This window comes from Nostoc sp. FACHB-892, assembly GCF_014698795.1.
GTDB lineage: Bacteria > Cyanobacteriota > Cyanobacteriia > Cyanobacteriales > Nostocaceae > Nostoc.
In genome coordinates this window covers 39,616-59,502 of the sequence record NZ_JACJTR010000034.1, presented here as the reverse complement: position 1 = coordinate 59,502, position 19,887 = coordinate 39,616, and the positions used below count along the sequence as shown (strand labels likewise).

Annotated in this window: 12 protein-coding genes and 2 pseudogenes; 4 read left to right on the top strand and 10 right to left on the bottom strand. The window is 42.5% G+C overall.

Annotated features, from left to right (window positions below; all coding sequences use genetic code 11):
- The first annotated feature begins 3 nt into the window (after window positions 1–3).
- Window positions 4–969: an acetamidase/formamidase family protein gene (locus tag H6G96_RS29910; protein WP_190916349.1), complete on the top strand. Its 966-nt coding sequence runs from the start codon at window positions 4–6 to the stop codon at window positions 967–969.
- A 448-nt stretch (window positions 970–1,417) separates the two neighbouring features.
- Window positions 1,418–7,420: an AAA family ATPase gene (locus H6G96_RS29905; RefSeq protein ID WP_190916347.1), complete on the top strand. Its 6,003-nt coding sequence runs from the start codon at window positions 1,418–1,420 to the stop codon at window positions 7,418–7,420.
- A gap of 31 nt (window positions 7,421–7,451) precedes the next feature.
- Here H6G96_RS29905 and H6G96_RS29900 read toward each other — a convergent pair.
- The 8 genes and pseudogenes from H6G96_RS29900 to H6G96_RS29865 all read right to left on the bottom strand — a co-directional run.
- Window positions 7,452–7,916 (bottom strand): annotated as a pseudogene (locus tag H6G96_RS29900) (NAD(P)H-dependent oxidoreductase); the annotation flags it as partial.
- A gap of 221 nt (window positions 7,917–8,137) precedes the next feature.
- Entirely contained in the window at window positions 8,138–9,604 is a 1,467-nt protein-coding gene (gene xylB / locus H6G96_RS29895) for a xylulokinase (protein WP_190916345.1), read from the bottom strand.
- Window positions 9,605–9,631: 27 nt separating this feature from the next.
- On the bottom strand, window positions 9,632–10,132 hold the full coding sequence (locus H6G96_RS29890) for a GNAT family N-acetyltransferase (RefSeq protein WP_242063442.1): 501 nt from the start codon (window positions 10,130–10,132) through the stop codon (window positions 9,632–9,634).
- A gap of 20 nt (window positions 10,133–10,152) precedes the next feature.
- On the bottom strand, window positions 10,153–11,643 hold the full coding sequence (locus tag H6G96_RS29885) for a mannitol dehydrogenase family protein (RefSeq protein ID WP_190916343.1): 1,491 nt from the start codon (window positions 11,641–11,643) through the stop codon (window positions 10,153–10,155).
- Window positions 11,597–12,757 carry a sn-glycerol-3-phosphate ABC transporter ATP-binding protein UgpC gene (gene ugpC, locus H6G96_RS29880; RefSeq protein WP_190916340.1) on the bottom strand — a complete coding sequence of 387 codons (1,161 nt, stop codon included), beginning with the start codon at window positions 12,755–12,757 and terminating at the stop codon, window positions 11,597–11,599. Before ugpC ends, H6G96_RS29885 begins: the two co-directional genes overlap by 47 nt.
- A gap of 179 nt (window positions 12,758–12,936) precedes the next feature.
- Entirely contained in the window at window positions 12,937–13,758 is an 822-nt protein-coding gene (locus H6G96_RS29875) for a carbohydrate ABC transporter permease (protein ID WP_190916338.1), read from the bottom strand.
- A gap of 1 nt (window position 13,759) precedes the next feature.
- Window positions 13,760–14,683: a sugar ABC transporter permease gene (locus tag H6G96_RS29870; RefSeq protein ID WP_190916336.1), complete on the bottom strand. Its 924-nt coding sequence runs from the start codon at window positions 14,681–14,683 to the stop codon at window positions 13,760–13,762.
- Between the two features lie 105 nt (window positions 14,684–14,788).
- Window positions 14,789–16,135, bottom strand: coding sequence for a sugar ABC transporter substrate-binding protein (locus tag H6G96_RS29865; RefSeq protein WP_190916334.1), 1,347 nt, complete (start codon window positions 16,133–16,135; stop codon window positions 14,789–14,791).
- Between the two features lie 148 nt (window positions 16,136–16,283).
- Here H6G96_RS29865 and H6G96_RS29860 point away from each other — a divergent pair, with 148 nt between their 5' ends.
- The gene (locus H6G96_RS29860) at window positions 16,284–17,087 is read left to right on the top strand and encodes an SDR family NAD(P)-dependent oxidoreductase (protein ID WP_190916332.1); all 804 of its coding nucleotides are present in this window, start codon (window positions 16,284–16,286) and stop codon (window positions 17,085–17,087) included.
- Between the two features lie 93 nt (window positions 17,088–17,180).
- Window positions 17,181–18,143 (top strand): sugar-binding transcriptional regulator, encoded by a 963-nt coding sequence (locus tag H6G96_RS29855; protein WP_190916330.1) that lies wholly within the window; start codon window positions 17,181–17,183, stop codon window positions 18,141–18,143.
- Window positions 18,144–18,732: 589 nt separating this feature from the next.
- Here H6G96_RS29855 and H6G96_RS29850 read toward each other — a convergent pair.
- Both H6G96_RS29850 and H6G96_RS29845 read right to left on the bottom strand, forming a co-directional pair.
- Window positions 18,733–18,948, bottom strand: a pseudogene (locus H6G96_RS29850) (KGG domain-containing protein); the annotation flags it as partial.
- Between the two features lie 210 nt (window positions 18,949–19,158).
- The gene (locus H6G96_RS29845; protein ID WP_190916326.1) at window positions 19,159–19,368 is read right to left on the bottom strand and encodes a hypothetical protein; all 210 of its coding nucleotides are present in this window, start codon (window positions 19,366–19,368) and stop codon (window positions 19,159–19,161) included.
- Window positions 19,369–19,887: the final 519 nt, after the last annotated feature.

Genomic DNA, 19,887 nt, shown 5'->3' with positions numbered 1-19,887 from the left:
AACGTGACTCATTACATTTTAAAAGCCTCAAAAGAAACTGTGCATTTAGGTGGTTTCTCCCATCTGCTAGAACCAGCACTCACTATTGATTCAGGTGATACGGTTGATGTGGAAACTTATACTGGTTACTACGTTTATGACAAAGCACCACCTAAATTTGTCACGCCAGAATTTCTCGATATCTGCCAAAATCTTCTACCAGAACGCAAAATTGCTGGGGGGCCGCATTTACTAACAGGGCCGATTTATGTGCGTGATGCCGAACCAGGGGATGTTTTAGAAGTACAATTAGATGCGATCGCACCTAGTTTACCCATCGGTTTCAATGCCATTCGTACAGGTTGGGGAGCTTTACCACATCAGTTTTCTCAACCTGCGTTGAGATTCATTCCTCTAGATTTAGCAAACAATATCGCGGAATTTCCGGCGGGTGCTGGCATAAAAATTCCCCTCAAACCATTTTTTGGGATTCTTGGTGTCGCTACCCCAGAAACTTCTCGAACTTCTGTTCCACCAGGTTCTTACGGTGGTAATATCGACAACCGGGAACTACAAGCTGGTTCTCGTTTATTTTTGCCGATTTTCGTACCAGGTGCATTATTTTCTATTGGTGATGGCCATTCTGCACAGGGAGACGGTGAAGTAAATGTCACCGCCATTGAAACTTCGATGAACGGTAGAATTACCCTCAAACTTCGCAAAGATTTACAACTGACAACACCAATTGCTGAAACTCCAACTCATATCATCACAATGGGCTTTGCTCAAACTTTAGATGAAGCTTTAGAATTAGCTTTAAAAAATATGATTGATTTTCTGGAACGCTTTACAAATTTGTCGCCAGAAGATGCTTATGTATTGTGTAGTTTAGCTGTGAATTTTCATATCACTCAAGTTGTGAACAGTCCCCACAAAGGTGTGCATGGAATGCTACCAAAATCAATATTCTCCAATAATATGAATTTATAATTTACAATTCAGCGACCATTTTTTAATTTCTGGACTCAACACGACTAGTTTCTCCCCCTGCTCCCTGCTCCCTGCCCTAAATGCGTACCCTTTGGGGATCTTGCTACGCCTAGCGTCCCGCAGGGATGGGATATTTTTTTAGTTGGAAGTTCTTTGTATCTCGCCTGGACGTTACACAAATTTTTTGCGACGTAGATGATTTCTGCAACCAATGGGAAAATCTCTGGCAGCAAGTACCACAATTGCCATCGATAACAGGAGAACGGCGTAGCACAAGATAGCTAAACTTTATATTTGCTAATCCCTCTTAACTTTCATTGCTAATTAAAATTCTAGAGCATTCTTCATTATTTCTTGATCAGAATATCATTAATTACACCAATGCAGTCAGAGTTCAAATGATTGATATTAGAGAAGGCATGAAGAAATCTAAAAGGAAAAACATAGTATGTTTAGCACCCAAGTCAGTATTCTCGGTTATGAAGTTAGCGAAGAGCTTTACAACGGTTCTCGAACTCTAGTTTATCGGGGATATCGGAAAACTGACTCCTTACCAGTGGTGATTAAACTGCTGAAAAATCCTTATCCTAGCTTTAGCGAACTTGTACAATTTCGTAATCAGTACACCATTACCAAAAATCTTAACTATCCCGGAATTATCCAAACTTACAGCTTGGAACCCTATCAAAACGGCTATGTGTTGGTAATGGAAGACTTTGGGGGAGTATCCCTTTCTGAATGGAGGGGTAGAGAGGGGAAGATAGGGGGAGAACCACAAAATCTAATTAAGTTTTTACAAATTGCAATATCTCTGTGCGATACCTTAAATCATCTTTATCATCATGATATTATTCATAAAGATATTAAACTTGCAAATATTTTAATTCATCCCGAAACAAGACAAGTAAAATTAATCGACTTTAGTATTGCTTCTCTTCTTCCCAGAGAAACTCAAACAATAATTAATCCTAATTTATTAGAAGGAACTCTAGCTTATTTATCTCCCGAACAAACTGGGCGGATGAACCGAGGGGTAGATTATCGCAGTGATTTTTATTCTTTGGGTGTGAGTTTTTACGAATTGCTGACTGGAGAATTACCCTTTCAATCAGATGATCCAATGGAGTTGGTGCATTGTCACATTGCGAAAATGCCGCTCATATTAGGTAACAGAGAAGATATTCCCCAGGTATTCTCTGATATCGTCATGAAATTAATGGCAAAAAATGCTGAGAATAGATATCAGAGTGCTTTAGGATTAAAGCATGATTTAGAAGAATGTTTATATCAAATCCAAGAAACCGGAACAATTACATATTTTGAAATTGCCAAAAGAGATATTTGTGACAGATTTATTATTCCAGAAAAATTATATGGTCGAGAAACGGAAGTCGAGAAACTACTAAAAGCGTTTGAGAGAGTAGCCGCCGGCAACAGTGAAATGATCTTAGTTGCAGGGTTTTCCGGTATTGGTAAAACTGCGGTAGTTAATGAAGTTCATAAACCGATTGTCAAACAACGCGGTTATTTTATTAAGGGCAAATTTGACCAATTTAACCGAAATATTCCCTTTTCGGCGTTTGTGCAAGCTTTCCGTGATTTAATAGGGCAATTACTTACTGAAAGCGATCAACAAATCAAACAATGGCAAAATAAAATTACTGGAGCATTAGGCGATAACGCCCAGGTAATTATTGAAGTGATTCCGGAGTTACAACTAGTTATTGGCAAACAATCTCCTGTGCCAGAAGTATCAGGCATTGCAGCACAAAATCGATTTAATTTACTATTGCAAAAATTTATTGAATTATTTACTGATAAAGAACATCCACTGGTAATATTTTTAGATGATTTACAATGGATTGATTCTGCTTCATTGAAACTATTGCAATCTTTAATGAGTGAGGTAAATTACGCCTCTTTACTACTCATTGGTGCTTATCGAGATAATGAAGTTTCTGCAACCCATCCTTTAATGTTGACATTGGATGACATCCAAAAAAATGGCGCGGAAATTAATACTATTACTCTCAAGCCGCTAAATGAATCCAAATTAAATCAGTTAGTGGCTGACAGTTTAGATTGTACAGAAAATCTAGCTTTGCCACTGTCAAAATTACTTTATAAAAAAACTCAAGGTAATCCATTTTTTGCTATACAATTTATCAAAGCGTTACATCAAGATGGGTTAATTTATTTTAATTATGAGCAAGGTCATTGGCAATGTGACATAGCAGAAATTAGTCAGCGATCGCTCGTCAGTGATGTAGTTGAATTCATGGCATTACAATTACAAAAATTGCCAGAATCAACTCAAAATGTTTTAAAATTAGCTGCGTGCATAGGTAATCAGTTTGATTTAGAAACCTTAGCAATTGTTTCTCAACAATCAAAAATAGAAACAGCAGCCTGTTTATGGAGTGCCTTACAGGATGGTTTAATTTTACCCCAAAGTGAGGTTTATAAGTTTTTTGTTGGGTCAGAAAATCAAGCTGTTACTCAACACAATTCTGAAATTATTGTATATAAATTTTTGCATGATCGCATTCAACAAGCAGCCTATTCTTTGATTCCTGAAAGCCAAAAGCAAGCAACTCACTACCAGATCGGCAAACTACTGCTAGGAAATCTATCAACCGCAGAACTAGAGGACAGAATTTTTGATGTAGTTAACCAAATCAACATTGGTAAATTTTTACTTCAAGATGAAAGCGAGAAAAAACAGCTTGCGGAACTCAATTTAAGTGCGGGTCAAAAAGCGAAAGCTTCCACAGCCTATGAAGCGGCAAAGACTTATTTACAAGTCGGGATATTGCTGACAAAAGATGCTGAAATTTCTGGGTATCGTCTGGTATTTGATCTCCATTTCAATTTAGCAGAAGCCGCATTGATGAGTGGAGATTTTCAGTTATTAGAAGAAACGGTATTAATCTTACTCGAATTTGCCAACTCAAATATCGATAGAGCAAAAATTTATGTTTTAAAGGTTACTCAGTATTCCTTGCAAGGGCAATTTTCCGAATCAATCCAGGCGGGTTTGGAAGGTTTACAAAGTCTTGGTATCACTGTTGATCGATATAGCTTGAAACAATTAGCTCAAGAAGAGTTTGCTGTTGTTCAAGAACGCATGAAAAATCGCCCGATCGCCACTTTACTGAATTTGCCTGCTGCAACTAATCCAGAAGTTCGAGCCGCGATCGAATTATTGATTATTCTGCAACCACCAGCCTATATTGTCTCTGATTTCGACCTGTACAGTTTTGCTACCTTCAGAGCAGTCCGTTTATCGATTGAGCAGGGTAATACTGCTGAATCAATCAAAGCTTATGCTACCTACGGTTTTCTAATTGGACTGATGCATAGTCAGTACCAGCAAGGACTTGAATTCGCTGACCTTTCCCTACAACTGAGCTATAAGCTCAATAGTAAATTTCAGCAATCAGGGGCTAGCTTTATGTTAGGTTGCTGTATTCAGGTGTGGGCGAAGCCGATACAGGGGGCAGCTGAGATTAATTATGAAGGGTTTCTTGCGGGAGTGGAGTCTGGAGAAATCCCCCATGCCGGATACAACCTCTACAGTAATATTTGTAATCGACTGTTTCAAGGTGAAAATCTAGCAGATATTGCGCTCGACATTGATAAATATTGGCTAATTGGAGAGAAACTAAAGCATGATTTTTTGCTAAGTATCCTTTCAGCCTGCCGTTTCTTTGTCAACCAACTCTCGCAATCTCTAGATGAGCAAGAACAAATCGCAACATTAGAGCAGGCTTGGGTTGAGCGTTCTGAAGCATTACAGTCTCACACAGCACTTGGTACGTATTACATTTTACAAATGCATCGAGCTTGCCTAATTCAGGGGTTCAAGCCAGACATTCACTATGTTACGGAGGCGGGTAAATTTCTGAATGGTTGTGCAGGATTTACCACCTCTGCTGGTTACTATTACTACAGCTCTATCATTTTGTGCAACGGCTATTCAAGTTTGACAGAAGCAGAGCGTAGCGATGTCTTGCAGCAGATTGAAACCAATCAAGCCCAACTCAAAATCTGGTCAGAAAGCTGTTCAGAAAACTTCTTGCATAAGTATTTGCTGGTCGAAGCAGAGCGATCGCGAATTGCTGAAAAATACCTGGAAGCCATGAAACTTTACGATTGCGCCATTGCCGAAGCTAAAGCCAACGGTTATCTGCAAGAAGAAGCGATCGCCAACGAACTCACTGCCAAATTTTACCTGGAACTGGATAAAGAAAAAGCAGCCCAAGGATATATGCAAGAAGCATACTACTGTTATGCTCGGTGGGGAGCAAAAGCTAAAATCGATGACTTAGAAAAACGCTATCCTGAATTACTCCAACCCATTCTACATCAACAAAAACTCAGCTTTAATTCCTTAGAAACCATCGCTCCTATTGCTCACAGTTCGATATCTTTATCCAGTCAAACTTCCATTATTAGTAGAACCAACATTTCCAACACTTTAGACTTTATGTCTATTCTGAAAGCGGCTCAAGCTATTTCTAGTAGTATTGAATTCGATGAAATTATTGCTAGCCTGACGAAAATTATTCTCGAAAACTCTGGGGCAAAAAAATTTGCTTTAATTCTTTCTGAAAATGGAAACTTAAAAGTCAAGGCAATTACCTTTATTAATCACCAAGATAATTTTTCAAATCCCATCAAAACTATTTTTAAATCACAATCACTAGATACTTGTGAAGATATTCCTAGAAAAATTATCAATTATGTCAAAAATACTCAAAAGACAGTTGTTATAGATAACTGCCAAACAGATGTAGCTGGGTTATTTGAAGAATATCTGCTCGAATTTAAACCCCAGAGTGTACTTTGTACGCCGATTATTAATCAAGGACATTTAGTAGGTATTCTCTATTTAGAAAATAAATTAGTAGCAGGGGTATTTACTAGCGATCGCATCAAAGTTATCCAAATGTTATCTGTGCAAGCTGCCATCTCTCTAGAAAATGCTCGTCTTTATAAAGAATCTCAAGAAAAATCTCAACATATCCAACAAACTCTCCAGCAGCAAAAAACCTTATTTAATGTTGTGAATCAGATCCGGGAGTCTTTAGATTTAGGTGCAATTTTTCGTGCAGTAACTCAAAATATTCGTTCAATCCTTAATGTCTCGCGCGTCGGAATTTATCAATTTCATCTTGGGGTAAATTACGAATATGGCGAATTTATTGCCGAAGATGTCCTACCTCAATTCCCTTCTGGTTTAGCTGTAAAAATTCAAGACCATTGTTTTGGAGAGAACTATGCAACCCTGTACAAACAGGGACGCTTTTGTGCAATATCGGATATTGAAACCGCAGAAGTTTTAGATTGTCATCGGGCAATTTTGCAACAGTTTAATGTTAAAGCATCATTGGTTATACCAATTATGCAAGATCACGAACTTTGGGGCTTACTCTGCATTCACCAATGCGATCGCCCGCGTCACTGGCAACCTTCTGAGATTGAATTTGCCCAACAAATTGCTGCACAAATGGGAGTTGCACTCCAACAAACCGATCTACTGCTGGAAACTCGCCAACAAGCAACCCAATTAGAAGAAACACTCCAAAATCTCAAAGAAACTCAACTTCAACTAGTACAAAATGAAAAAATGTCTGCGTTGGGAAATCTTGTTGCGGGGGTAGCTCATGAAATGAATAATCCTCTTGGTTTTATTTCTGCTAGCCTTGAACAAAGTAAACCTGTATTTGCAGATATCCTTAAACATCTGAAACTATACCAAGAAAGTCTGCTAAATCCAAATGAGGAAATTATTGAGCATGCCGAAGAAATTGATTTGGAATATAGCTTAGAAGATTTGCCCAAGATGATTGATTCGATGACGATAGCGTGTGATAGGTTGAAAAATATCAGTACCAGTCTCCGCACTTTTTCCCGTGCCGATCAAGACTACAAAGTACCTTTTAATATCCATCAAGGCATTGATAGTACCATTCTCATTCTCAAACATCGTCTGAAAGCAAATGAACAACGTCCCGCCATTGAAGTTATCACAAACTATGGTAATTTACCTCAAGTAGAATGTTTTCCTGGTCAATTAAATCAGGTATTTATGAACATCCTGGCGAATGCTATTGATGCCTTGGATGAATCAAATACAGACCGGAGTTTTGGGGAGATTAAAGCCAATCCTAATCGGATTATCATTACCACCACATTATTACAAAACAAACAAATTGAGGTGAAGATTGCTGATAATGGTCAAGGCATGAGTGAATCAGTTAAACAAAAAGTATTTGACCACTTGTTTACTACGAAAGGTGTTGGTAAAGGAACGGGATTAGGATTAGCGATCGCTCAGTCTATTATTGTAGAAAAACATTGTGGAACTTTGGATGTGAATTCTACTCCGGACGTTGGAACAGAATTTGTGATTACCTTACCGATTCTGGCTCAGGCTCAAAGTTAGGGAACTCCAAAAAACTGTCAAATTGAATAATTTAATTAAGCTTCAGCAATATTTTTGTTAAGCCATCGCCTAGCTTTTCAATAGATTCTTGCTGTTTAGGATCTACTAACGTGCCATCAGGATTAAAGGCTTCGTAAGCTTTGGATACTGCTATTTGATCGGGAAGTACCAAAACTTTGATGTTTCCCAAAATAGACCGCAGGTGAACCAACCTGCGCAAACCACCAAGAGCGCCTGGAGAAGCGCTCATAATAGTAGCAACCTTACCTGCAAAAGCAGCCAAAGGTGCTTCATTTGGGGCTGGACGGGATGCCCAGTCAATCGCATTCTTCAAAACTGCTGTGAGTGAACTGTTATATTTAGGCGAAGCAATCAGCAATCCTTGATGAGAAATCATTAAGTCCTTAAAAGTCCAAGCGTTGGCTGGTAGTCCTTCTTGAGCTTCTAAATCTTCATCATAAAGAGGTAGGGGCAAATCGCGGAGGTCTATATAAGTTACTTCTGCGGCTGCTGGCGCTCAGGCAGCCGCGATTTTTACCAATTTTTTGTTGTAAAAATCAATCCGGGTGCTGCCGGCAAAGGCGAGAATTTTAGGTGTAGATGCCATAATTTTAGGTTGAATGGGAAGGATTTGACAGTTCAGCTGCATTATCCTGTTTTCAGGCGATCGCTATTTACTACCTTTAGATTTTCTTTATAAACTTGCTCTAAGTTCTGTTAACGAACAGCTTTCAAGGTATCGTAAAGTAGCTTGTAGCGCTTAAACCCTACTTCATACAAAAGATTTGCCTGCGGCTGTACCACAATACTATCTTGCGCGAAGATATTGAGTGCAGTTTCTAAGTTTGGATATGCACCAACCCCTACCATTGCTAAAAGAGCTGCTCCGTAAGCGGCTCCTTCTTGGGCTTTGGGAGCAATAAGTTCTGTTTGCAAAACATCTGCTAAAATGCGTAACCAAATATTAGAGCGTGCCCCTCCACCCGTTGCCAAAAGTTGATTCACAGGAGCGATCGCGCTAATAACTTCCAAGGCTGAACGCAAGCTGAATGCAACTCCTTCGAGAACAGCACGAATTATATCTGCTGGCGTATGAGCCAATGACAAATTCACTAAAGCACCGCGAGTATCTGGATCGAGGTGAGGACTGCGTTCTCCTGAAAGGTGGGGTAGAAATAGAACACCACGCGCACCAGGCTGCGATCGCTCTGCCATATCCATCAACTCGGTGTAGGATATATGCGGTGCAAATGTATCTCGATACCAACGCAGAGAACCACCTGCTGCTAGCGTCACTCCCAAGAGATGATAGCCACCATCCACATGACAGAACAAATGTACCCGACCTTCTGGATCGGGAATTGGGCGATCGCACGGTGCAAAAATAACTCCCGATGTGCCAATACTCAAACTACCCCGGTTCAAGTTGCTTGATGAGATGCCCAAACCGATTGCTGCTGCGGCATTGTCACCTCCGCCTGCAACCACAGGTAATCCGACGGGTAATCCCACACGGGCGGCTATTTCTGATTTTAGCCGTCCGGCGATCGCAGTAGATTCGCTCACTGGGGGAAACAACGCTGGATTGATATTGAGAGCATGGAGAATATCTGTATCCCATTGCCGATTTGCTAGATTCAGACACCCGACACCAGACGCATCAGATGGTTCTGTAACTGGTTCGCCGGTTAGCACATATCCTAGATAATCTTTTGGCAAAAGAATCTGCCACAACCGAGTGTATGCTTCTGGTTCTTCAGTCCGCAACCAGATGAGCTTCGGCAGTTGAAAGCCAGTAATTGCCGGATTTCCAGTGCGCTGAATTAATTCCTGACGGGGAATGGTGGCTTCAATCTCGGCAACAGCTTTACCCGTGCGCTGGTCGTTCCACAAAATTGCTGCTCTAATTGCTTTCCCCTCTACATCGAGAGGAACCATCCCATGCATTTGTCCAGACAAACCGAGGGCAATCGGCTGATGTCCGTTTAGTTGTTGAGTAACATCCAAAAGAGCATCCAAACTTGCTTCGACCCAATCCGATGAATTTTGTTCCGTCCAACCAGGTTGTGGAGTTAACAGGGGATAGCTTTTGGTTGCCTGAGCGATAATTTGCCCTTGCAGGTCAACTGCGATCGCTCGTACTCCTCCTGTACCCAAGTCTAAGCCAACTACAATGTCGCTCAATAGCCCCTCCGAATCCTTTATCGTTAACTAACCCAACTTCTTGAAGTACCTGGCGACTGGGAACAGCCTAAAACCTAGCTTTTCATAGGTACAACGTGCCGGTGCATGACCTGGATCGCCTCCGGTTTCAACCATAGCAACGGACATCCCAGCAACTTGCATCCAATCAAGAGCGAATTCCATCAAAGCGGTGCCAATACCTTGACGTTGATAGTCTGGATCGACGGCAACCATATAGATTTCTCCCATGCTGCTCTCGTGGTGGAGTTTCACAGCTACAAAGCCCAGGATTGAACCGGAGTCGATCGCAACCCACACCTTTGTGTCCGCAGCAGTACAGACTCCCTCGACAGCATGAATTTGGCTGACACGCCAATCGGGATAGAATGAACGGTACACGTCAAGATCCATCACTTTCTCAAGCGAATCAAAAACTGGAGTCCATGCCCGAATCGAAAGGCTCTTGATGGCATCAAGATGACTATCTTCGTATGGTTCAATTCGCATTTCGGTATAGACTCCACTCATAATCGAAAATCGGTTTTCTCTCAGAATCGGGCTAGTGTTTCTTTAGCTCCAAACTCATACAATCGGCGTAAATGATTCGTAACTGACTCAACAAAAGGCGACGACTGCGATAAATCGCCAAAAATCTCAGTGAGGTTGAGCAATGGTTTGGCATCGGAATCACTGGTATGAGCTAGTTGAGTCAGAGTACCTCCTATTGGATCATCAATGGCAATGGCGTTACCTTGGTCATCCAGCCCATTGAGGTAACGGAACCAAGCAGCAACAGTTAAGCTCATGTAATCAATTGTCCCTCCTTGATGCAGCGCGTCACGGACTGAGCCTAAAACAAATTTTGGCATTTTGGCGGAGCTATTCAAGCAAAGACGCGGCAGTTGATCTCGAATCTTAGGATTGGCAAAGCGTTCAATTAAAGTTTTTTTGTAATTATCTAAATCAATCCCCGGTACAGGTTGGAGTGTGGGTGTAACTTCTGCCATCAAATTATCAACGGCTTGGCGAATCAATGGATCTGCCATGACTTCATGAACGTATGTATAACCTGCCAAGGAGCCGAGATAACCTATTAACAAGTGACTGGCGTTGAGTAGCCGGATTTTCATCATCTCATAGGGATGAACATCGCTAGTCATCTGAACGCCAACGGATTCCCAATCGGGTCTACCTGCACTGAAATTGTCTTCGATTACCCACTGAAGAAACGGTTCGGCAACAACTGGAAAGGCATCATCAATGTTGAATTGTTCCGCCACCATTTTGATATCTGCTGGGGTGGTGGCGGGGGTAATGCGATCGACCATACAGTTGGGAAAGGCCACCTGTTCAGCAACCCAACGTCCCAATTCCGGGTTCTGCATTTGGGCAAATGCGGTCAACATTTTGCGGGCAATGTTACCGTTACCTTGCAAGTTGTCACAGGACAATACTGTAAATGGTGCTATTCCCTGTTGACGGCGGCGATCAAGGGCTGCTGTCAAAAAACCATATACTCCAATTGGTTCATTAGGATGCTGCAAATCGTACTGAATTGTTGGGTGATTGGTATCAAATTCACCGCTACCTTCAATATAGTAGTAGCCTCCTTCAGTAATAGTTAGGGTGACGATGCGACATTTGGGATCTGCTAAGGTGTCGATTACTGCTTGGCGGTTATCTGGGGCAAACAGATATTTTGTAATTGCCCCAATCACACGAGCGCGATCGCCTTCTGTGGATCTTTCAACTAAGGTATACAAACAATCTTGCGAATTCAGTGCATCCCGCATCCGTTTGTCGAATTCTAGTAGCCCAACTCCACAGATTCCCCATTCACTACCGGGATTTTGATGAAAGTAATTATCCAGGTATAACGCCTGATGTGCCCGATGGAACCCACCCACACCAATATGGACAATACCATTAGTGATTTGATGGCGCTCGTAATTGGGTACGCGAACGTTATTTCCTAAATTAAACAGAGAAGCTTCATTCAGCTTGATTGCTGATCCTGTGCTGATGATATTGCTGTTCATGGGATTCATTCAGAGTTAGATGGTGACGATGAGCTTTGGGAATGGTTTGACCGCTTTGATCGAACAAATGACAAAGTTCACCATTAATATAGATAGGAACGAAATCGTGCAATTGGGCAGGATTATCTCCGTCTGTTTGCATAACTATGGTTTCACCACCCGCAATCTTGACGTAGAGATAGGTTTCTCCGCCTAATCGTTCTACGACTAATACTTCGCCATTCAAGCTTGGGTTATTGCGATCAAGCAGCAGATGTTCGGGACGAATTCCTAATGTTGCGCGATCGCCAACCGACAGGGTTTTAGGTTTCACTGGAATCATTACAGTTGCGTCACCAGGAAGTCTAACTGTTGTTCCAGAGTCACTAACGGCTGAAACTGTCACCGAAATAAAGTTCATTTTCGGTGAACCAATAAATCCGGCGACGAATAGATTACGGGGATGGTGGTACAGTTCTAGAGGAGAACCGACTTGTTCGATAATGCCGCCTTGCAACACCACAATTTTGTCAGCCAAGGTCATTGCTTCAACTTGGTCGTGGGTAACATAAATCATCGTAGCTTGCAAGCTGTCGTGTAAGCCGGCAAGCTCAATCCGCATTTGCACCCGCAAAGCAGCGTCAAGATTAGACAACGGCTCATCAAACAAAAATACTTTGGGATTACGCACCAAAGCACGACCGATCGCTACCCGTTGGCGTTGTCCTCCCGATAATTCTTTGGGCTTCCGATTTAAAAGCAGCTCTAGTTGCAGGATACGAGCAACTTCACGCGCCCTTTCATAACGCTGGGCTTTCTGCATACCCGCAAGCCGGAGGCTAAACGCCATATTCTCCGCTACGGTCATGTGAGGATATAAGGCATAGGTTTGAAACACCATTGCCAAACCGCGTTTATCAGGAGGTATATCATTGACTTTCTGCCCATCAATGAATAAATCGCCGGAGGAAATTTCCTCAAGTCCAGCAATCATGCGGAGTAAGGTTGATTTTCCGCAACCGGAGGGGCCGACGAAGACGACAAACTCGCGATCGCTAACGTCGAGATCGATGCCTTTGATGATCTCTGTGTCGGCGTAGGTTTTATGGATATTTCTTAAAGCAACTGTTGACATAAGTTGTTTCCATTAATGGGTTTAAGTTTTTTGTCACACAGAGAAGAGTGCAACATTTAATTAATTCGTAGCAAATTCTCTGCGTACCTTTGCGCTTACCTCTGCGCCCCTTTGCGTTTAAATCTCAACCCTCAATTCGCCACGATTTTACGCAAAGCTGTAAGAATGTCTGCCTTCACTCATTTCACCGCACCAAAAGTCAGACCCCGAACTAATTGCCGTTGACTTAACCAACCGAAAATGAGGATTGGTGCGATCGCGAGTGTTGATGCTGCTGAAAGTTTTGCCCAGAATAATCCTTGAGGGCTGGAAAATGAAGCAATAAAGGCTGTAAGTGGCGCTGCATCTGCTGTTGTTAAGTTCAAGCTCCAAAATGCTTCGTTCCAGGACAAAATAATCGAAAGCAAGGCAGTGGATGCAATTCCGGGCACTGCCAATGGCAACAACACATGCACAAGTTCTTGCTGAGTGGTTGCTCCATCCATGCGATCGGCTTCGAGAATTTCTTTAGGAACTTCCTTGAAGAAACTGTAAATCATCCAGACGACGATTGGCAAATTAATCAGGGTATAAATAATAATCAAACCGATGCGAGTATCCAGCAACCCGGCGTTGCGGCACAAAATGTAGATTGGCACTAGCACACCCACAGGTGGCAGCATTTTGGTGGACAGCATCCACAGTAAAGTGCCCTTGGTACGTTTCGTTGGGAAGAACGCCATTGCGTAGGCGGCAGGTACAGCAAGCAGCAGCGCGAGTATAGTCGCTCCCAGGGAAATTGTTACGCTGTTAAACGCATAATTGAAATAATTTGCCCGGTCTTGGATGGCAACATAGTTCTCCAATGTCGGGCGGAAAAATAACTGCGGGGGAGTTGAAACTGCCGCTACTTCCGTTTTGAAACTGGTGATAAACATCCAAAAAATCGGGAAAAACAAGATGCAAGCGGCAAGCCAGCCAAGCAATGTCCATAGCCAAAGCTTTGAGGTTTTACGTGCCATGTTAGGTATCCAAATTACGAGCAACACTACGCATCAAAAAGATTGCCACGATGTTGGCAAGAATTACGGCAATTAATCCACCTGCTGAAGCACCGCCGACATCAAATTCCAGCAAGGCTTTTAAGAAGATGTAGTAGGCAAGGTTAGTAGTTGCAAGCCCTGGCCCGCCGCCTGTGGTGACAAAGATTTCCGCAAAGATGGTTAGGAAGAAAATTGTCTCGATCATAGCAACCACAGAAATGGCGCGGCTCAGATGCGGTAGCATGACGAACCGAAATAGAGCGATCGCATTTGCCCCATCCATTCGTGCTGCTTCTAACTGATCGCGATCGAGTGACTGAATGGCAGTCAATAAAATCAGCAAAGCAAAGGGAAGCCATTCCCAGGAGACAATCATGATGATTGCCAGCAGAGGGACGCTAGCAAACCAATCAATTGCGCCTAAACCCAAGCCTCTGGTAATTTGCGCGAACAACCCATTTACTGGGTGCATCAGCATATTTTTCCAGATGAGGGCGCTAACCGTGGGCATCACAAAAAACGGCGAGATTGCCAGTACTCGCGCCACTCCACGACCATAAAAGTCTTGGTCAAATAACACTGCTAGTAATGTACCCAGACCAATTGTGATTGCCAGGACAGAAACAACCAAAACTATTGTGATGGCGATCGATGTCCATAAAGCTGAGTCACTCAGGATGAACGTGAAATTTTCAATCCCGATGAATTTGCGTGCATCTGGATTCAGCAAGTTATACCGCTGAAAGGAAAACCATATAGTCATCACCAGAGGCACAATCATCCACAGCAGTAGGAGAACAACCGAAGGTGCAACCAGAGGTAAGGTTGATACTTGCCGCGTAGTCCGTTGCTTCGTGGGTGGTGGCGTTTCGTGTTGAGGTTTTACCGCTAATGAAGAAGACATAATCTATGTGAAAGTTTTGTGGGTAACTACTCTGTGTTCTCTGCGCCTCTGCGGTTAAATAAATTAATTTTTTACCACAGAGACACAGAGAGAAAAATAAAGATTTCACTCGATATAACCCGTGTGTTTCATGAAGCGTTCAGTCGATCTCTGCGATTGCTGCAAAGCTTGATCTACCGAAATCCGATTGGTTAACGCTGCTGCCAAGGTTTGCCCGACGGAAGAACCGATCGCTTGAAATTCTGGAATATCAACGTATTGAACTCCCTTATAAGGAGTTGGTTCTGCGGATGGACGGGTAACATCAGCAGATTGGATTGCTCCCAGCACGATTTCAGCAAAAGGTGCAGCTTTTTGATAGTTGGGATTTTCATAAGTGGAAGTTCGAGTTCCTGGTGGTACAGCAATCCAGCCATTTTCCTTGGCAACCAGTTGGATGTATTCTTTAGAGGTTGCCCAAGCAACGAACTTTTGTGCGGCTTCGGGTGATTTTGATGTTTTCGGAACTGCTAGCGCCCAAGCCCAAAGCCAATTTGAGCCGTTGGGATATCTTTCAATTGGCGCACGGGCGAAGCCAACTTTATCATAAACTTGGGATTCTTTCGGATTAGATAACAACCCCGCAGCAACGGTTGCATCTACCCACATCCCGCATTTGCCTGTGGAGAATAACGCCAGATTCTCGTTAAATCCATTGGAACTAGCTCCCGGCGGCCCATATTTATTAAGCAAATCAACATAAAAGGCGATCGCTTCTTTCCAGGCTGGAGTGTTAATCGTTGGCTGCCACTTCATGTCAAACCACCGCCCACCATAGGTATTTACCAATGTGGAAACAAATGCCATATTTTCACCCCAACCGGGTTTTCCGCGCAAGCAAACTCCATAAACCCCATTTGCTGGATTATGGATTTTGCTTGCCCATTCTCTCATTTGGGGATAGGTTGGCTGTTGAGGAACCGTAATCCCGGCTTTCTCAAACAAATCTTTTCGGTAGTACAGCATGGAACTTTCCCCATAGAAGGGCACGGCATAAAGTTTGCCATCGTTGGAAAGTCCTTCTCGTATGGGTTTGAGCAGATCATTTACGTCATAGTTTGCGCCTAGATCCAAGGGTCTTAACCAATCCCGCCTAGCCCAGATTGGTGTTTCATAAGAACCGATGGTCATGACATCAAACTGCCCACCAAGGCTAGCAACATCTGTAGTTGTGCGTTGGCGCAACACATTTTCTTCTAGCACAACCCACCTGAGTTGAATATCGGGATTAGCTGACTCAAATTTGCGAGAAAGCCCTTGCATCACCACCATGTCGCCATTATTAACGGTGGCGATCGTCAGTCTAGTTTTCTCTGCGGCTTGTGAACGTGGTGAACAAGCGTGTAGAAGTTGCACCAGCATCACTCCAGCGAGAAATGCAACCAGCACTTTAGCGAAGCGGGGGATACGCATCGCATGACTCCTTTAAAGTAAAAAACCTAACGAAATAATTTTTTGATTTTATGCTCTAATTTTGAGTAAAAGCTCAATAATAGAATCATACCAACCCCACTTCAATGACGAACATTTGCAACAAATCTTCAATAATGAGGTTGAAACTATGACAGCAACAGCAACTTATCAGTTTGCAGGTAAGACTATCCTGATTACAGGTGGTGCAGGAGATATTGGCAAAGCAACTGCACACCGTTTTGCTGCTAATGGAGCAGGTATAGTGCTGCTAGATTTGAATGAACCGAAGATGACAGATGTGGCTGAGGAATTAAAAAGCTACAACGTTCCAGTTGGCACATTTCGCTGTGATGTTACATCTGCTGATGATGTTGTCAAAGCCTTTACTAGTGCGGTAGAGCAGCTTGGGGGGATCGACTATGTTTTTAATAACGCGGGTTATCAAGGAGCATTTGCCAAAACAGACGAATATCCTGAGGAAGACTTTCAAAAGGTCATCAACATTAACGTTGTTGGCGTTTTTCACGTTCTCAAGGCGGCTGCACAGCACTTGCGCGATGCAGGTGGAGGTGCGATCGTTAATATGGCGAGTTATGCAGGGGTAGTTGGGCCGCCAAATATGCTAGCTTATGGTGCTTCCAAGTTTGCGGTGATTGGAATGACTCAGACAGCAGCAAAAGATTTGGCTCCTTACGGCATTCGGGTGAATGCGCTCTCACCTGCGCTCATCGGCCCTGGTTTTATGTGGACGCGGCAAACAGAATTGCAGGCAGCAGTGGGGTCACAATACTTTGATGCCAATCCCAAGGTAGTTGAGCAACAGATGATCAATTCAGTGCCAATGCGGCGTTTGGGAAGTTTGGAGGAGGTAGCGAATGGAGTAGCGTTCCTGATGAGCGAAGAGGCAAGCTACATTACTGGGTTTAACTTAGAGGTTACTGGGGGGGAATAAAAATGTAAAGTTTGAGCAAAAAGTATTTCTTTAGACATATATTCAAAAATGTAATCATTCTTTTAGTAGATACATACTTTTTGCAGGTAGTATATGGGACAACCTTTTTTGGAACGGCGCGATCGCAAATTAGATTTGGCTGCTCATGCTGCTTGGCTCTATTACATCGCTGGTAATACGCAAGAAGAAATTGCCGCAAAGCTCAATGTGTCCCGGCAAGCTGCACAGCGCCTAGTGGCACTTGCAGTCAGTGAAAAATTGATTAAATTTCGACTCGATCATCCCCTGAGTGAATGCATTGCTCTGGCTGAGTCGTTACGCAATAAGTTTGGGCTGTCGCTTTGTGAAGTAGTACCAACTGACGCAGGTAGTGGTGATACATTCAATGGAATTGCTGTATCTGCTGCCACCCACTTAGAGGCTTATCTGATTGCAAAAACCCCAACCATACTGGCGTTTTCCTCAGGTCGTACATTACGAGCAATGGTGGAGCAAATCCCCTCAATGAACCAACCCCAGCATAAAATTGTTTCGATTATTGGGAATATGTCACACTGTGGGCGTGCAGGTCATCACGAAGTCGTAATGCATTTGTCCGATCGCGTCGGTTCCCAAGCTTATCCAGTGCCGACTCCGGTTGTAGCAACTAGCATTGAAGAACGGGAATTGTTGCAGACTCAGCGATCGTTTATCGCCGTTAAAACTCTTGCAGAGCAAGCTAAAGCAACATTTGTCGGCATTAGCGACATCGCCTGGAATGCTCCATTGCATCAAAATGGCTTCATCAATGACGATGAGGTGGCTGAATTGATTGAACTGGGGGCAGTAGGGGAAATTGCGGGTTGGGCTTACGATCGTTACGGAGTATTGGTGCAAGAAGGAACGAACAACCGGGTTGCTAGTGTACCACTTGAACAACCAGCTTGTCGGCTGATCATTGGTGTGGCAGGCGGCGTGAAAAAGACAGAAGCGATTCTGGCTGCTTTACGTGGCCAGTTAATTACGGGATTGATTACCGATGAAGCAGCTGTCCAAGCGATTCTTAGTAAAATTTAGTTATACTCCAATGCAAGCGATGCCTATGGCGGGCTACGCCTACGCAATTGTTGCCCCTCATGATGAGCGTGATTCGATTTTCAGACAATGACTCAATCGGCATGAAGCATTCAACCAATTCGCAATTAATAATATTTCGGCTGCGCTCAATACAAGTTCCCAATTTGCAGTTTTCAAAGGGATTTAATAGAAAGTTAAAGAAGATATATTAGTCAAAAAACTACTATAGAAAACTCTTAGATGATCTTAATTAATTACGGCAAGCTGAAACTTGAAAAATATAATTATGGCAAAGTTATGCTTTAAAAAATAGAATTTTATGTGTGATCGCCTTACGCAATAATCAGTCTTTTAATCATAGTTTTGACAAACTTATGCTTGAACTCACAAACAGCATTGTACAATCAGACACTGCTGATTGTACAATGCGTAATTTCAAATCCTGTCAAAAAACTTTTCTTTACCTATCTTGTCCACTTAATTAAGTGGCATGATTATCTTAATTGCGATCGCCTTCTGCTAAAGAAGGCGGTAAGCGCAGCTATGCCCAAAGGACTTTACGGCACTGAGCCAAAGCTCAATCACCACTGTGAGAATTCTTGCCACCTTCACGACCAATCTCGGACATATGTTCTCTATCTTGGCTTACAGCTTCGCCACCCTTTTGCCCAGCTTCACGAGCTTCTTCAGAAGTGAACTCATGAGCAGTGCCTTTCTCATGGGCTGCTTGTCCGCCTTTGCTGGCAATTTCACGTTGCTTGTCTTCATCCATAGAAGCAAAGCCACGATTACTAGTATCTGACATAAAAGAACTCCTTGCAACTAATTAAAGCGTTGTAGTTTTTGAGGTAGTGGAAACCTCAAAATACTTTTCATTTGAGTTGTCTTATATGCTTTAAGTTAGCTCTGCAAATCTACTAAATTCATGATTCTTTAGAGATAAACATTCAAGGCTAATTTATCCTTGAGATATATAACTAAAGTAACAATTTTTACTAAATATTCTTATTCGCTTTTATAAAAGAGAATTGAGTCGCTCTATACATTGACGCTGTTTCGACCATTGCTGACAAACTTCTGTAGCCAAATGTTTCTCTTCTGCTGTTAATAGCTCATCAGGTTTGCCAGAAGCCAATATTTTAGCTGCTTTTGCAGCCAAGTCGTAGTTCACACCGTGTTTGACTAATTGTGTGTGAAAAAATCCTTCCAAGTCGTGGGCTGACATAAAAAACTTTCCTTTAATCAAGTTGTCATAATCAGTTAGGGCATTAAAATTTCATGAATAAAAGTATGTAACAACAATTACTGAGAATTATTACAAATATTTTAGTTAGCTGGCTTCTCTCGGAAGATGTATGAGTAATTATACTTCTATATTGATTGTCTCTCAAACCCCAGCAGAGGGAAAGTCAACCCCTTCTCTTGCAAAGACGCTGCGCGTAGCGTGTCGCAGATAAGACTCGCTATACTACGGGGGAAAGGCATAGGCGCAGCTCGTCACAGGTATCGCTAAGGAACCGGAGTCTAGATTTTGGGCGATGTCACTCGGCTTGCTACAAAAGTGAAGCGATCGCAACAATTACAAACTCTGCATCAAAAGCATCGGTTGTCTGTAGCACTGAACAATGCATAAATGCTTCTTTGGTTTGTCGTTCGTTAACAGTTATGTAACTCTAAATTAAATTATCTCTATTGATTTTATTTTATGGTAAACAATTGGTTGTGACAAAATCTAGTTAATATT

Excerpts from the sequence above, each read along its gene's own strand:
- H6G96_RS29905 (WP_190916347.1), top strand. The coding sequence starts at position 1,418 with ATGTTTAGCACCCAAGTCAGTATTCTCGGTTATGAAGTTAGCGAAGAG.
- H6G96_RS29845 (WP_190916326.1), bottom strand. The coding sequence starts at position 19,368 with ATGTCAGCCCACGACTTGGAAGGATTTTTTCACACACAATTAGTCAAA.
- ugpC (WP_190916340.1), bottom strand. The coding sequence starts at position 12,757 with ATGTCAACAGTTGCTTTAAGAAATATCCATAAAACCTACGCCGACACA.
- H6G96_RS29865 (WP_190916334.1), bottom strand. The coding sequence starts at position 16,135 with ATGCGTATCCCCCGCTTCGCTAAAGTGCTGGTTGCATTTCTCGCTGGA.
- H6G96_RS29890 (WP_242063442.1), bottom strand. The coding sequence starts at position 10,132 with ATGAGTGGAGTCTATACCGAAATGCGAATTGAACCATACGAAGATAGT.
- H6G96_RS29885 (WP_190916343.1), bottom strand. The coding sequence starts at position 11,643 with ATGAACAGCAATATCATCAGCACAGGATCAGCAATCAAGCTGAATGAA.
- H6G96_RS29875 (WP_190916338.1), bottom strand. The coding sequence starts at position 13,758 with ATGGCACGTAAAACCTCAAAGCTTTGGCTATGGACATTGCTTGGCTGG.
- H6G96_RS29855 (WP_190916330.1), top strand. The coding sequence starts at position 17,181 with ATGGGACAACCTTTTTTGGAACGGCGCGATCGCAAATTAGATTTGGCT.
- H6G96_RS29860 (WP_190916332.1), top strand. The coding sequence starts at position 16,284 with ATGACAGCAACAGCAACTTATCAGTTTGCAGGTAAGACTATCCTGATT.
- H6G96_RS29870 (WP_190916336.1), bottom strand. The coding sequence starts at position 14,683 with ATGTCTTCTTCATTAGCGGTAAAACCTCAACACGAAACGCCACCACCC.